We start from the raw sequence: 14,025 nt of genomic DNA, 5'->3' as shown, positions 1-14,025 counted from the left end.
GAAATGAAGAAAAAAGGATTATTACTTATATGGGGACTGACGGTTGTGTTTCCAATGCTTGTGTTAGGCCTAAAAAGCATCTCGCAAACGTGGCGCTGGCCAGATTTGATTCCAACATCATTTACGCTACGAGGGTGGCAACAAACATTTCAAGATCCACAACTACTCTCGTCGCTTCAAACATCTATCTTATTATGTGGGTTAGTCGTGGTGCTAAATGGCCTGTTGGCTTTTCCAGCTGCGAAAGTGTTAGCGTTCCAATCGTTTAAAGGAAAAGCGTGGATTGAAACCACGTTAACACTTCCAATCTTAGTCCCTATTCTTTTTGTTGTCATGGGCATTCATTTAACATTCATTCGGTTAGGGTTCATTGAGACGATGACAGGGCTAGTGCTCGTGCATTTACTGCCGACTCTGCCATATTCCATTCGCATTTTGCGCACAGGCTTTGAGCGAATGGGGGAGAAGTGGGAGCAACAAGCGCAAACGTTAGGTGCTTCACGAGTTCAGCGTTTTTTACTTGTCACGCTTCCATTTTTATTACCGAGCATTCGAAGTATGGTCACGCTAACGGTCGTCATTGCCTTAAGTCAATACGCGTTAACAGTCATTATTGGCGGAGGGTTCATTACGACGTTGCCTGTGCTTTATTACCCTTATTTTCAAAGTGTAAATGAAGCTGTGATGGCAAGCTTTTCGTTGCTATTTGCGTTGCTGCCACTTTTCTTTTTAGGAATAATTGAAGCGTTACATCGCTTGTATGACGCATATGTTAGAAGTAGATAGGGAGAGAATGTCATGTTTGTCACCATAAAAAATGTCACAAAAACGTACGAGAAAGAAATTTTAAAAAAGGTGTCGCTTGAGGTTAAAAGAGGCGATATTGTCTGTTTACTTGGGAAATCAGGCTGTGGAAAGAGTACGCTTCTTCGTTGTTTAGCCGGTCTTGAAGAGCATGAGGGAGAATTTTTATTGAACAATGAAGAGATGGCCAATGTGTCACCGGAAAAAAGACCGGTTGTGCTCATGTTTCAAGAGTCATTATTATTTCCGCATTTAACGGTGCTTCAAAATGTGACATTTGCGTTAAAAATGAAAAAAGTGTCAAAGCTTGAACAAACAAAGCAAGGGCGTCATATGTTAAAAAAGGTAGGCTTAGCAGAATATGAAAAGGCATATCCTAGCGAGCTATCAGGAGGGCAAAAGCAACGAGTTTCTCTTGCACGAGCACTTATGTCAAAGCCTGATTTGTTATTGCTAGATGAGCCGTTTAGTAGTTTAGATGAACAATTGAAAAAAGAATTACGTCCGTGGTTGCGTCAGTTGTTAAAAAAAGAAGGAGTGACAGCGATTTTTGTCACACACGACCAAGAAGAAGCGAAGTTACTAGGTGATGTAATTGCGGTTATGAATGAAGGAAGAATGGAACAAGTGGGCTCAGCTACTGAATTGTACGAACGACCAGAAACGCCGTTTGTCGCTTCATTTTTCTCAGAAGGATTTGTCATTGAGGATAGGTTTGTGCCGCTTTCTGCATGTCAACTGTCTTTACAAGCAGGAAGTTATGAAGGAATCGTCAACCGAGTAACAATGATGATGGGACAACGCTTTTACGAGGTGTACGTAGAAGCATTAGACATTCATCAGTTGATGGCTAGCACACATTTGTTGCGAGAAGGACAAAAGGTGTTTCTCTCTTGGGATCAAGCAGCGGTTCAGCCGTTGGTGAGAAAATTACAAGATGATAGGAGTGAGAAAGGTTAGAGACAAGCATCATGCTGAAAGGATGATGAATCTGTAATGTCTATGCTTTCTACCTTCAATCTTCGTAGAATAAAATGAAAAAAGACTCCGATAATCGGAGTCTTTTTATATAAAAGATACTGCTTATTTTTGAACGTTAGCAGCTTGAGGTCCACGAGCACCTTGCTCAACTTCGAAAGTTACTGTTTGACCTTCTTCTAAAGTTTTGAAACCTTCACCTTGAATAGCGCTGAAGTGTACGAATACGTCGTCTTGTCCTTCAACTTCGATGAAACCGAAACCTTTTTCAGAGTTAAACCATTTTACTTTACCTTGTACCATGTGTAGTACCTCCTAAATTGTGGATGAATACATCCATTTTATTCACTATCTCTGCTCAATGGTATCTTTTGAATATAAACACCACTTTTAAGAAGGCATTTTGACTATTCACGTACCGAACAAAAATAACTTCTTTAGTATATCATGTTTCCAAAATAAATAAACCCTTTTTCTTAAAAAAAAACATAGACGTTTACACTTATAACCAAAATCGATATCGTTTTGATATGAAAAAGATAGAAAAAGGAAGAGTGCACGAATGAACGAAAAACGTGGTATATCAATGGATTTATAGGGATTGTGTTAGCGCTTTTGTTGTTTGCTGGAGGGGTTTGGTTCTTTACAAATAAATTTGTGTTTGTTGGTTTTTTATGCATGATTTTAGGTGAAATTCTACTGTCAGGTATTACCGTTGTACAACCAAACCAATCAAAAGTCATTATTTTCTTCAGAAAGTATTTAGATAGTATTCGAGATAGTGGGTTATCCGTATGACACGATGGTTGTGAGTGAGTATGACGAAAAAGAAAAGTTTTCCACTGCGAATGAATCCAGAACTATACAAAGTGATTGAACGGTGGGAACAAGATGAGTTTCGAAGCGTGAACGGTCATATCGAATTTTTACTACGCGATACGGCAAAGCGTGAAGGAAAGCTCGGAAAACCGAGAAAAGAAGAAAGATAGAAAACCCCTTGCCTTTTTATCCAATCAAACAGATTGCAAAAGGCAAGGGGTTTGTTCGTTTTAATTTAAGGTTGCACGTGGTGTGGTCTTCATCGTTCGTCATGTTGTAATCGCTCCTTTAATTATCACGATTATTTATTCGTGGAAAGAGGCTTCAATTTTATCTCTCTTTATACGGTAAACAATAGGGCGAGCAAAGAGGTAGATCCCACCTGAAAGAAGGATTAATACGTAAAATTGTTTAAGCCATTGTTCCCAGCCATCAGGAGTGCCACCGTTTACAGCGATAAATGTGATTCCGTATAGAATGCCTCCGAAAGCAGAAATGCGTTCAGCTAATTTCTCGGCTTTTAATTCTTCTCCTTCTAATAGTGTTTCTTCATCAATGCCCATTGTTGCACGACGAATTGTGAAATAAATACTGAAGCAACCAATAAGAAGGATGGATACAATCCACTCACTTAATGGACGATTATAAAGAAACGCGCGAACGAACACATCAAGTAACAGTAAAAGAAAAACGAGAAAGCCAGCTTCAGCAAAGGCGCGATACTCCAATGCCTGTACACGCTCGTCGTTTGATGATGTTAAACGAAAAAAAGATTTCATAATCATTTATTCCTCCCAAAATAGTTCATCGAGTGTCTTCTCTAATGCTTTAGCTAGATCAATACACAGCTGTAGCGATGGATTATATTTGCTGCTTTCAATTAAACTAATGGTTTGGCGCGTAACGTTTGTACGACGAGCAAGCTCTTGTTGAGTGAATCCTTTTTCTAGACGAGCGAGCTTCACTCTATTAAGGGGCATGAGGTTTTTTCACTCCTTTTATGTAAGGTATATGTGACTTATGTAATATATATCTTACAATTGTATGGTATATATGACAAGGTGTTTTTCCTTGTAGATAACTTCATTCGCAAATTTTACTTAAAAAGAGTAAGATAAGAAACAGATTAAAAACAAGGAGAGATGACAACATGGTACGTTTTGCGATTATCGGGACGAACTGGATTACGGAGCGCTTTATTGAAGCTGCCCGCCAAAACAATGACTTTCACTTAACGGCGATTTACTCACGTACAGCTGAAAAGGCAGCAGAATTTGCTGAGAAGGTAGGGGCAAGCGTGACGTTTACGGATTTAGAAGAAATGGCAAAAAGCGATGCGTTTGATGCTGTGTATATCGCAAGTCCAAACTCATTTCACGCGGAGCAAGCAATTTTAATGATGAATCACGGCAAGCACGTGTTATGCGAAAAGCCAATGGCCTCAAATACACGAGAGATAAAAGCGATGATTGAGGTAGCAAAAGCAAATCAGGTGCTATTGATGGAAGCGATGAAATCAACGCTGCTGCCAAACTTCAACGTGATTCAAGAAAACCTACATAAAATTGGACAAGTTCGTCGTTACTTTGCGAGCTATTGTCAGTACTCATCTCGCTACGATAAATATAAGCAAGGAACGGTGTTGAATGCGTTTGATCCAACGTTTTCAAACGGTTCGTTAATGGACATCGGCATTTACTGCATTTATCCGCTTGTGACACTATTCGGTAAGCCAAACGAAGTAAAAGCGGTCAGCTACATGCTAGAGTCAGGTGTGGATGGAGAAGGAAGTATTCTATTAAAATATGATGACAAAGATGCAGTGATTATGTACTCAAAGATTACGGATTCATTCTTACCGACAGAAATTCAAGGAGAAGACGGAAGCCTTATCGTTGATAAAATCCATACCGCTGAACAAGTAGAAGTTCGCTACCGAAACGGTGAAAAAGAAGATGTGACGGTTCCACAATCTGAGCACACGATGTCGTATGAAGCAAGCGAATTTATTGAGCTTGTAAAAGCAGGTAAAACTGAATCAAGCGTCAATTCGTTTGAGCGTTCGATGATTACAATGGAAATCATGGATGAAGTTCGTAAGCAAATCGGTCTTGTGTATCCAAATGACACAAAACATTGATATTTAAGTGAACCAAATGCGCGAAAAGTGTGGTATGATAGCGGTAACTTTTTTCACATGAAAGGGTAGAGACATGGATTATCGGATTTATAATCATGATCAATCTGGACCGTGGTTAGTGCTGCTGCATGGTCTTGGTGCAAACTCGAAAATTTGGTACAAGCAATTAAAAGAGTTCAGAAAACATTTTACCGTGCTTGCGATTGATTTGCCTGGTCACTCCGCAAACGGACAGATAAAAAAAGAAGAAGAGTTTTCTTTTGCGATTTGTGCGCAAAAGGTGTTGAACTTGTTAGATGAGCTGAAGATTACAAAAGCGCACTTTGCCGGTATTTCACTTGGAACCATTATTATTCACGAGCTAGTGAAAGCAGCGCCAGAGCGGATGCTTTCCATTGTGTGCGGAGGCGCTGTAACACGTGTTCAAGCATGGGCGAAAGCCGTGTTAGGAGCAGCGTATAAAGTGAAAGCTGTGTTACCGTATATGCTGCTTTATAAAATCGCGGCATCTGTCATTATGCCACGTAAAAATCATGCTGACGCGCGAAAGCTTTTTATTAAAGAAGCAGCAAAAATGGGAAGAGATCAATTTTTACGTTGGTTCTACCTTCTTTATAAAACAAAACAGTATTATCACCGTGATGAATTCGGCGTGCCGAAGCTCTATATTTCTGGGCAGGAGGATCATTTGTTTCTTCCGTTAGTCAAAAAGGATGTAGAGTGGGATAACAAAGCGACGCTAAAAATCATTGAAAAGTGTGGTCATGTTTGCAACATTGACCAACCGAAAGAATTTAATGAAAGTGTGTTGCACTTCTTATTGAAGCATGCCCGCATTAAACAAGTAGGATAAAAAACGCTACCTATCGTCGATGGGTGGCGTTTTTTGTATAGTTATCGTTATTTTTTACAAGTATGAAGCATATGATTTTAATGTAACAAAACCGTGTGATAGAATATAGTTATGTCACATTAAGGAGGGTGCGATGAAAACCGTTGAAGCCATTAAAGATGAAGAAAAGTTGTTATGTATGAAAACCTATTTGCAGTCACGGTCCGCTCGTGATTATTGTTTATTGTTGCTCGGAATGAACACGGGTATACGTGGCAATGATTTGCTGCATGTACACGTCGAAGATGTCATGAACGAGTCTGGTCATATTCTTCACTATTTACAATCCTCTCTATATACAGATCCTCCCGTTTTTTTAAACGATGATGTTCGTCAAGCCATTAAGCAATGCATTCAAGAAGGAAGCCTTCAATCTACCGATTACTTGTTTAAATCAAAAAAAACAACAGAACCTATTACGCGTCAGCAAGCATACCGAATTATTAATGAAGCAGCAAAGCAAGCTGACATAGAAGGTTCAATTGGTACACATACACTTCGTAAAACGTTTGGTTATCATGCCTATGCAAAAGGAATAGCCATTTCATTGATTCAAAAAAGACTTCATCACGCAACACCTGCCGAAACACGTCAGTATATAGGAGTAGACCGACATACAAGCCAGTCCATTAAGCTTGATGTGAACTTATAGAAAAGGAGTTGAAATGAATGCTTAGTGAGATTATCACAACCGATGCTTTTATTTTACTTTCTGCCATCTTGTTTATTTCAGGCGTAATTACGACGAAGTTTTCCGCGCGTTTAGGTGTACCTGCCCTTGTTTTATTTATTATGGTTGGAATTGTGATGGGGAGTGACGTATTAGGAATTATTCATTTTGATGATGCAGGCCTTGCGCAAACGATTGGGGTGTTCGCCCTTGTGATCATTTTGTTTGAAGGGGGACTTCAAACGAAATGGAAGACGCTTCGTCCTGTTATTCCACCTGCTCTGTCTCTTGCAACAATGGGTGTCTTGCTTACATCTGGAATTGTGGCGGTTGCGGCAAAATACATTTTAGAAATTGGCTGGTTAGAAGCGATTTTATTCGGAGCCATTGTAGGATCTACCGATGCCGCTGCTGTGTTTGCCGTGTTAAAGGGGCAAAACGTTAAGCCACGCATTGGCGCGACATTAGAAGCGGAATCGGGTTCGAATGATCCGATGGCGGTCTTTTTAACAATTGCGATGATTGAGCTCATTACCGTTCCAGATGCGAATATGTGGAAGCTCATTGCATCGTTTTTTGTACAGATGGGGCTTGGTCTTATTGTAGGGTATGTATTTGGTCGACTCGCCACGGCTGCCATTAATCGTTTGAATTTGGATTCGAGTGGACTTTATCCTGTCTTTGCGACGGCCTTTGCACTTCTTACTTACGGAGTAACGGCCTTTATGAATGGCAGTGGATTACTTGCCGTGTATGTGTCTGCCATTATCATTGGAAATACAGAGGTGGCATATCGCCATTCGATCGTTCGATTTTCAGAAGGCTTTGCCTGGATGATGCAAATTTTAATGTTCGTGATTTTAGGGTTACTCGTGTTCCCATCTGAGCTTTTTATTTGGGATGTCATGTGGAAAGGAATTGTGATTTCTCTTATTTTAATGCTTATTGCACGACCGGCTGCGGTGTATGCATCGACCATTAACATGGGTTACACGAATAAAGAACTGCTGTTTCTGTCATGGGCTGGATTAAAAGGAGCGGTTCCAATCGTTCTTGCAACGTTCCCGATGCTTGCGCATGTAGAAAACAGTCAGCTCATTTTTAACGTTGTCTTTTTCGTTGTTTTAACAAGCTGCTTAATTCAAGGCTCGACCATTACAAACCTAGCGGATAAATTAGGATTAGTCGGACCTGAAAAGACAACGCCGATGCACTCACTCGAGCTTGTGTCTCTTGGAAAAGCGAATGCAGAAATGATTGAGTATGAGATGGAAGAAGATGCGGCAATTGTGGGCCAAAAGTTAATTAACATTCCGTTTCCGAAGCATGCGTTAGTGAATGCGATTATCCGCAATGATAAACTCCTTACACCAACAGGAAATACCGTTATTCAGCCACGAGACTTTCTTTATGTCCTAACGTCTCGCGCTAGTAAGCAGGAGCTAATAAGATTACTTCAAGAGAAAAAATCGGTACCGATTGTAAAGGAAGTTCCGATTGAAAACAAACGAGAGTCGGAAACCGAGCAAACGTAATCATGCGTTTGCTCGGTTTTTTACATGTCTGCTCTATGATAGTCAAAAGGGCTATCAGTCGAAATTGAGAGAGAGTATCTGTATAATAGAAGAAATAACTGAAAGAAAAGAGAGATAAGATGACAGAATCAACAAAATCAAAGCTACAGCATCGAAAGCTCACGATAGTGGGTATTTTAAATCGCGTCATTTTCGTTAGTATCGGTGCGCTACTTATGGCAACGGGACTTGAAATCTTTTTAGTGCCAAACAACGTTGTCGATGGAGGAATTACGGGGATTTCCATTATGCTTTCCCACATTACGGGTGTGCAGCTTGGAGTATTCCTCTTTGTGTTAAACTTACCGTTTGTCTTTTTGGGGTACAAGCAGATCGGAAAGACGTTTGCTCTTTCAACGATCTTTGGAATTTTACTTTTATCCATTTTAACGACGATGTTTCACCATCTGCCAGCATTTACAGACGATGTATTACTAGCAACCGTGTTTGGTGGAATGATTCTTGGGATTGGGATCGGACTTGTGATTCGTTACGGAGGCTCACTCGATGGAACCGAAATTTTAGCGATTCTTATTAATAAGAAGGTTCCTTTTTCTGTTGGTGAGATTGTGATGTTCTTTAACATTTTCATCTTAGGGGCCGCAGGATTTGTGTTCAGCTGGGACCGTGCAATGTACTCCATCTTAGCGTACGTCATCGCAGCAAAATCGATTGATACGGTCGTACAAGGGATGGAGCAGTCGAAATCTGCGTGGATTATTAGTGATCAATACCGCGAGATTGGAGAAGCCATCAACGCTCGTCTTGGTCGTGGCGTTACTTACCTTCATGGAGAAGGAGCCTATTCAGGAGACGATAAAAAAGTGGTGTTCTGCGTGATTACGAGATTAGAAGAATCAAAGTTAAAGTCTCTTGTTGAAGAACTAGATGCAGGGGCCTTTTTAGCCGTAGGTGACATTGCCGAAGTACGCGGTGGACGCTTTAAAAAGAGAGATATTCACTAATGACGTGAATGAAGCGAAAATGATAGTACCATGTCTAGAAAGGACAAGGATGTTTCATTTTATAGGATGGGAGAAAATGATGATGGCAAACACTTGTAGTAAATGTGAATCAATAATGGTGGAAGCTAAGTTAGATAGTTATCCTATTAGAGTATATAAATCAACAGAAAAACCGAACCAAGAAACGATGAGCAACATAGCTCCTTGTTATGTCTGTCCAACCTGTGGATTTATAGAACTTTACGCTTCAAACCCTGAAAAGTTCAAGTCATGCTAACTTAGTGATTAGGAAAAGGTAGTTTACTAGAATAAGTCTATTTAAAAAAGTGCAGAGCCATCTAGATGGCTCTGCACTTTTTTATATCAATCTTTATTGAGCATGACTGTCCATAAAAAATAATTCCCACAGATGACCGTCAATATCCTCAAAGCTCCATCCGTACATAAAACCATGGTCTTGTGGCTCTTTTGAAGGCTTACCACCAGCGGCTAACGCATTATTAACAATTTCATCAACTTTTTCCCTGCTATCAACCGATAAAGCTATGATCGCTTCTGAGCTGTTGGTAGTATCCGCAATCTCTTTTTTCGTAAAACTCTTATAGTGGTCTTCAACCAACAACATTGCAAATATCGTATCACTGATAACCATACATGCCGCTAATTCATTGGAGAACTGAGGGTTAAACTCAAATCCGACTTTGGAGAAAAACTCCTTCGTCTTATTTAAGTCTTTCACTGGTAAATTAACGAAAATACTTTTTGCTTGTATCGCCATATTCTACCTCCACCATATTGTTTATCTTTAACTTAATTCAATATGTTTGCTGCTAATTCCTTTAGTATTTAAACATAAATAACGATTCATTCACCCTTCATTTTTGATTTGTATGTTTAGATAGATTGTTAGTTTAAAATAATTATAAAAAAGTATTGACTCTAAAAATCAGTCGTGTATAATAAGAAATGTAATTGAGAGTGATTCCCACCTAATAGTCATTATCGTAAGTGTTAATGAAAGGGGAATCTAGTTAGAACATGCAATGGTTCTAGTGAACATATAAAAAGCAAGCATATGCTTGTGAAATAGGTAACAAATGATACTTACTTTCAAAGGAGAGATTTTTACAATGGCAGAACGCATGGTTGGGAAACAAGCACCACGCTTTGAAATGGAAGCAGTACTAGCAAACAAGGAATTCGGTAAAGTAAATCTAGAAGAAAACATGAAAAACGACAAATGGACTGTTTTATTCTTCTATCCAATGGACTTCACATTTGTATGTCCAACAGAAATTACAGCTCTATCAGATCGTTATGATGAGTTCGAAGACTTAGATGCAGAAGTAATCGGTGTATCAACTGACACAATCCACACGCACTTAGCTTGGATTAACACGGATCGTAAAGACAATGGATTAGGAGATTTACGTTATCCATTAGCAGCGGATCCAACACATAAAGTAGCAGCTGACTACGGCGTATTAATTGAAGAAGAAGGGGTTGCATTACGCGGTCTATTCATCATTAGCCCAGAAGGTGAACTAATGTACTCTGTTGTCAACCACAACAACATCGGTCGTGATGTAGAGGAAACACTACGTGTTCTACAAGCACTTCAAACAGGTGGTCTTTGCCCAGCGAACTGGAAGCCAGGTCAAAAAACACTTTAATTAATAGACAAGCTTAACTAGTAGGAGGGGCTTAAGCAGTCAGGCTTGAGCTCCCTACTAAATTGATAAAATGAATTACTTCAAGGAGGAATGTTACATATGAAATTACGTGAGCAAATGCCAGAATTAGATGGCGCAACAGCATGGATCAATGACGAAGTAACAAAAGCAGATTTAGTAGGAGAGAAAGCAACACTTATCCACTTCTGGTCTGTAAGCTGCTACTTATGTAAAGAAGCAATGCCAGAAATCAACGGGTTACGCGACGAGTACGATGATCAATTAAACGTTGTAGCGGTTCATATGCCTCGTTCAGAAGACGATTTAGATATGGGTGTGATTGAAGCAATGGCAATGGGTCATGACATTACACAGCCAATCTTTGTTGATAGCGAGCACAAATTAACAGATGCATTCGAAAACAAATACGTACCAGCATACTATGTGTTTGATAAAGAAGGAAAGTTACGCCACTTCCAAGCGGGCGGAAGCGGAATGGACATGCTTCGCAAGCGCCTTAACCGTGTGCTAGGTGAGGAATAAAAAGAAATCTGTTTAGGTAAAACTGAAATGAGTAGTTAGTTTGTAGCCAAGTGCTTTTTAGAAAGCGACTTGGCTACTTTTTTTTATGAAGATGCTTTGCGTTTTTTTATAAATAAAAAGCTTCCTATTAGTAAAATCATGATGCCTAGTCCTATCTCAAGTATGCGAGGATTCTCTGCTGGTGGAAGATCACCTTCATTCTCAGGCTTCATCCCTTCACCAAGAATAGTCAAGTCCTCATTGGCTGAAGACAATTCAGCTGTGCGCGAACAAATTTCTGCAATGAGCTGATCGTTTCCGTGTGCATAGACGAGGTAGTCAGTTCCTTCCTTAAATGAGTAACCACAGTCACCGCCGCCCATTCCGGTGTAGACAAGAATGTGTGAATTCGATGCACCTTTCCAAACACGATTGACTTCAAATGTAACGGCGTAAACCTCCATGGCAAAGCCGTCGTTGTACAGGTTTTGTTTGGTGTGTTCTTTTCGAATCACTTTTCCGCTAAAGACAGCATCAGATTGCTCTAATTCTTCTTTAACAGGAACAGTCGGTACGCAGGAGCAAGCGTAGCTTTTTGATGGTGAAAAGGTGAAGAAGGATAAAAGAAACAAAGTGGCTAATAGTAGGTAAGACACACTTTTCATTTAAGTTGCCTCCTTAAAAGGTCGTTGTATAGATTAGACGAATGAGTGAGAAGGAAGTTACATTTTTCAAAAGGAATGGGCGTTTCTCTAACCGAATACATAAAACAGAAGCAAATTTGACATATTCACGAGGTTCTTTTGTTAAAGTAGTAGTAATGATAAAGAAGGAGTTGGAAAAATGACTACATACACATCAAGAACGGAAATACCGGATCATGAAAAGTGGAATTTAACTCATATTTATCCACACCATGATGCCTGGAAAGAAGATTTTAATCAAGTTGTATCGGACATTCATACGTTAGGAAGTTACAATGACAACATTCATAACGCAGAACAGTTTTATGGATTTTTAAGTGAACAAGAAGCGCTCATGCAGCGATATACGAAGCTATATGTGTTTGCGATGCTACAAAACGATGAAGATACACGTCAATCATCGTCTCAAACGTTGCTTGATCAAGTTCAACAGCTTGGTGTGAAGATAAGCTCGGCAACGTCCTTTTTTATGCCGTACTTGTTAGAATTAGAAGAAGAAACGTTAAAGCGCTACATTGAAGAAGTTCCAGCTCTTCAATATTTTGAAAAGGATTTGTTGGAATCGTATCGCTATAAAACGCACGTGCTAACGAAAGAAAAAGAAGAAGTGCTCTCTCAGCTCGGTGATGCCTTAGCGTCTCCGAAAACGACGTTCGGTATGATCAATAACGCGGATATCGTTTTTGGAGACGTCACGAATGAGAATGGTGAGAAAGTGCCGCTTACACGTGGAATGTTCGCAAAAATCATGGAAAGCGCCGACCGTGACAAGCGGAAAGAAGCGTATAAAGCATACTACAAGCCGTATGTTCAAATGAAAAATACGATTGCATCGACGTTGTCCTCAGCCGTTAAAAATAACGTCACGCTTGCGAAAATGCGTAACTACCCATCTGCGTTAGAAAAAGCGTTGTTTGGGGATAATGTTCCTGTTTCCGTGTATGAAAATTTGATTGAAACAACAAAGAAAAACATTGAGCCGCTTCATCGCTATATGAAAGTGCGAAAAGAAAAGCTAGGTGTTGAGGAGCTTCGTGCGTATGATTTAAGTGCACCGCTTGTAAAAGATGTACGCGAAGATATTTCCTACGAAGAAGCTTATCAGACGATGCTTGAAAGCTTGAAGCCACTTGGAGACGAATACATCACACAATTAAAAGCCTTCAAAGATGCCGGTGTTATCGATGTGCGTGAAACACCTGGAAAGCGTTCTGGTGCTTACAATATTGGTCTTTATGGTGTTCATCCATACGTGTTACTCAACCATCGAGATAACTTAGATAGCTTGTTTACGTTAGCGCACGAAATGGGGCACTGCATGCATAGTCATTATTCAAGCTTGTATCAGCCGCGTATTTCAGCTAGCTATTCGATTTTTGTTGCCGAGGTAGCATCAACCGTCAACGAAGTACTTCTTATTCATCATTTGTTGGATACGACAACAGATAAAAAAATGAGGAAGCATCTTCTTAATCATTTTATTGATCAGTTTAAGGGAACATTCTTTACACAAGTAATGTTTGCAGAGTTTGAAAAAACGGTGCATGAAAAAGTAGAAAATGGCGAGTCGCTTAACGCGGAAGTGTTTAATGAGATGTATGAAAAGCTGTTCCGTACGTATAATGGTGATGACCTTGTCTTTGAAGAAGAAGTGAAATTTGGATGGTCACGTATTCCTCACTTTTATCGTCCATTTTACGTTTATAAGTACGCAACAGGCTACGTGTCAGCGATTCATATTGCCGAGCGATTATTAAAAGGAGACAGTGAAACGCTTGAGGCCTATCTAACATTCCTTCAAAGTGGTTCATCAGAGTATCCGCTTGACCTGTTAAAAGCAACGGGCGTTGATTTACTGTCACCAGAGCCGGTAGAGTCAGCGATGAAGACCTTTGCACGCTTAGTGGATGAGTTTGGAGAAGAATAAACAATGAAAAGAAGTGAGGTTTCTCGCTTCTTTTTTGTTTACTTTTTTTCGTTCTTTTTATAAAATAAGAACAAGTGTTCCTTTTACTGGTAAAAAGGGATAGCATGAAAGAAGTAGAACTAAAGGAGTCATGAAATGAATAAAGAATCAAAGCTAAAATTAGTTGAACGAACGCGTAAAATGATTACTCAAAACCCAGAAGCAGACCGTCGAACGAAACCGTTTACAGCCACTCCCATCGGAAAATCGACACGTACCTTCTTACATACCATTCTTCCAAAACGACGCACAGTCAAAAAATAAAGAAAGAAGTCAAAAGAACATCCTTTTGACTTCACTTGAAACATCTCTTGCTTC

General features: G+C 39.8%; 18 protein-coding genes. 13 read left to right on the top strand and 5 right to left on the bottom strand.

Annotated features, from left to right (window positions below; translation table 11 throughout):
* The first annotated feature begins 3 nt into the window (after nucleotides 1-3).
* Both JOC83_RS06265 and JOC83_RS06260 read left to right on the top strand, forming a co-directional pair.
* A complete protein-coding gene (locus JOC83_RS06265; protein WP_205185421.1) occupies nucleotides 4-786 on the top strand; it encodes an ABC transporter permease in 783 nt (260 codons plus the stop codon).
* Between the two features lie 12 nt (nucleotides 787-798).
* Nucleotides 799-1,764: an ABC transporter ATP-binding protein gene (locus JOC83_RS06260; RefSeq protein ID WP_205185418.1), complete on the top strand. Its 966-nt coding sequence runs from the start codon at nucleotides 799-801 to the stop codon at nucleotides 1,762-1,764.
* A 123-nt stretch (nucleotides 1,765-1,887) separates the two neighbouring features.
* Here the strand turns inward: JOC83_RS06260 and JOC83_RS06255 are convergent, their stop codons facing one another.
* The gene (locus JOC83_RS06255; protein WP_110113501.1) at nucleotides 1,888-2,085 is read right to left on the bottom strand and encodes a cold-shock protein; all 198 of its coding nucleotides are present in this window, start codon (nucleotides 2,083-2,085) and stop codon (nucleotides 1,888-1,890) included.
* A 300-nt stretch (nucleotides 2,086-2,385) separates the two neighbouring features.
* Between JOC83_RS06255 and JOC83_RS06250 the strand changes: the two genes are divergently transcribed.
* Together JOC83_RS06250 and JOC83_RS06245 are read left to right on the top strand one after the other, a co-directional pair.
* Nucleotides 2,386-2,580, top strand: a complete 195-nt coding sequence (locus JOC83_RS06250; RefSeq protein WP_205185415.1) for a hypothetical protein — start codon at nucleotides 2,386-2,388, stop codon at nucleotides 2,578-2,580.
* Between the two features lie 20 nt (nucleotides 2,581-2,600).
* On the top strand, nucleotides 2,601-2,771 hold the full coding sequence (locus tag JOC83_RS06245) for a type II toxin-antitoxin system antitoxin (protein ID WP_205185412.1): 171 nt from the start codon (nucleotides 2,601-2,603) through the stop codon (nucleotides 2,769-2,771).
* 135 nt (nucleotides 2,772-2,906) lie between these two features.
* Here JOC83_RS06245 and JOC83_RS06240 read toward each other — a convergent pair whose 3' ends face one another.
* Entirely contained in the window at nucleotides 2,907-3,386 is a 480-nt protein-coding gene (locus tag JOC83_RS06240) for a DUF6773 family protein (RefSeq protein WP_205185409.1), read from the bottom strand.
* On the bottom strand, nucleotides 3,387-3,581 hold the full coding sequence (locus JOC83_RS06235) for a helix-turn-helix transcriptional regulator (RefSeq protein ID WP_205185406.1): 195 nt from the start codon (nucleotides 3,579-3,581) through the stop codon (nucleotides 3,387-3,389).
* A gap of 170 nt (nucleotides 3,582-3,751) precedes the next feature.
* Between JOC83_RS06235 and JOC83_RS06230 the strand changes: the two genes are divergently transcribed.
* The 5 genes from JOC83_RS06230 (at nucleotide 3,752) to JOC83_RS06210 (ending at nucleotide 8,842) form a co-directional block, all read left to right on the top strand.
* Nucleotides 3,752-4,741: a Gfo/Idh/MocA family protein gene (locus tag JOC83_RS06230; RefSeq protein WP_205185403.1), complete on the top strand. Its 990-nt coding sequence runs from the start codon at nucleotides 3,752-3,754 to the stop codon at nucleotides 4,739-4,741.
* A 73-nt stretch (nucleotides 4,742-4,814) separates the two neighbouring features.
* Complete coding sequence (locus tag JOC83_RS06225; protein WP_205185400.1) at nucleotides 4,815-5,594, top strand: alpha/beta fold hydrolase; 780 nt, start codon at nucleotides 4,815-4,817, stop codon at nucleotides 5,592-5,594.
* A gap of 133 nt (nucleotides 5,595-5,727) precedes the next feature.
* Nucleotides 5,728-6,285, top strand: a complete 558-nt coding sequence (locus tag JOC83_RS06220; protein ID WP_205185397.1) for a tyrosine-type recombinase/integrase — start codon at nucleotides 5,728-5,730, stop codon at nucleotides 6,283-6,285.
* Between the two features lie 17 nt (nucleotides 6,286-6,302).
* Nucleotides 6,303-7,838, top strand: a complete 1,536-nt coding sequence (locus JOC83_RS06215) for a potassium/proton antiporter (RefSeq protein ID WP_205185394.1) — start codon at nucleotides 6,303-6,305, stop codon at nucleotides 7,836-7,838.
* Nucleotides 7,839-7,957: 119 nt separating this feature from the next.
* On the top strand, nucleotides 7,958-8,842 hold the full coding sequence (locus JOC83_RS06210; RefSeq protein WP_205185391.1) for a YitT family protein: 885 nt from the start codon (nucleotides 7,958-7,960) through the stop codon (nucleotides 8,840-8,842).
* Nucleotides 8,843-9,212: 370 nt separating this feature from the next.
* On the opposite strand, the gene JOC83_RS06205 is transcribed toward JOC83_RS06210, so the two are convergent.
* Nucleotides 9,213-9,620, bottom strand: a complete 408-nt coding sequence (locus JOC83_RS06205; RefSeq protein ID WP_205185388.1) for a VOC family protein — start codon at nucleotides 9,618-9,620, stop codon at nucleotides 9,213-9,215.
* Between the two features lie 352 nt (nucleotides 9,621-9,972).
* On the opposite strand from JOC83_RS06205, the gene JOC83_RS06200 reads away from it, so the two are divergent.
* Both JOC83_RS06200 and JOC83_RS06195 read left to right on the top strand, forming a co-directional pair.
* The gene (locus JOC83_RS06200) at nucleotides 9,973-10,515 is read left to right on the top strand and encodes a peroxiredoxin (protein WP_205185385.1); all 543 of its coding nucleotides are present in this window, start codon (nucleotides 9,973-9,975) and stop codon (nucleotides 10,513-10,515) included.
* Nucleotides 10,516-10,614: 99 nt separating this feature from the next.
* Nucleotides 10,615-11,058, top strand: coding sequence for a TlpA family protein disulfide reductase (locus JOC83_RS06195; protein ID WP_205185381.1), 444 nt, complete (start codon nucleotides 10,615-10,617; stop codon nucleotides 11,056-11,058).
* Between the two features lie 83 nt (nucleotides 11,059-11,141).
* Here JOC83_RS06195 and JOC83_RS06190 read toward each other — a convergent pair whose 3' ends face one another.
* Nucleotides 11,142-11,702: a hypothetical protein gene (locus JOC83_RS06190; RefSeq protein WP_205185378.1), complete on the bottom strand. Its 561-nt coding sequence runs from the start codon at nucleotides 11,700-11,702 to the stop codon at nucleotides 11,142-11,144.
* Nucleotides 11,703-11,880: 178 nt separating this feature from the next.
* Between JOC83_RS06190 and pepF the strand changes: the two genes are divergently transcribed.
* Nucleotides 11,881-13,668, top strand: coding sequence for an oligoendopeptidase F (pepF, locus tag JOC83_RS06185; protein ID WP_205185376.1), 1,788 nt, complete (start codon nucleotides 11,881-11,883; stop codon nucleotides 13,666-13,668).
* Between the two features lie 135 nt (nucleotides 13,669-13,803).
* Nucleotides 13,804-13,971, top strand: a complete 168-nt coding sequence (locus JOC83_RS06180) for a hypothetical protein (protein WP_205185374.1) — start codon at nucleotides 13,804-13,806, stop codon at nucleotides 13,969-13,971.
* The last annotated feature ends 54 nt before the right edge of the window (nucleotides 13,972-14,025 follow it).

The sequence above is a fragment of the Priestia iocasae genome (assembly GCF_016909075.1).
Classification (GTDB): domain Bacteria; phylum Bacillota; class Bacilli; order Bacillales; family Bacillaceae_H; genus Priestia; species Priestia iocasae.
The sequence above is the reverse complement of the archived record's forward strand: the minus strand, read 5'-3'. Positions and strand labels throughout refer to the sequence as shown.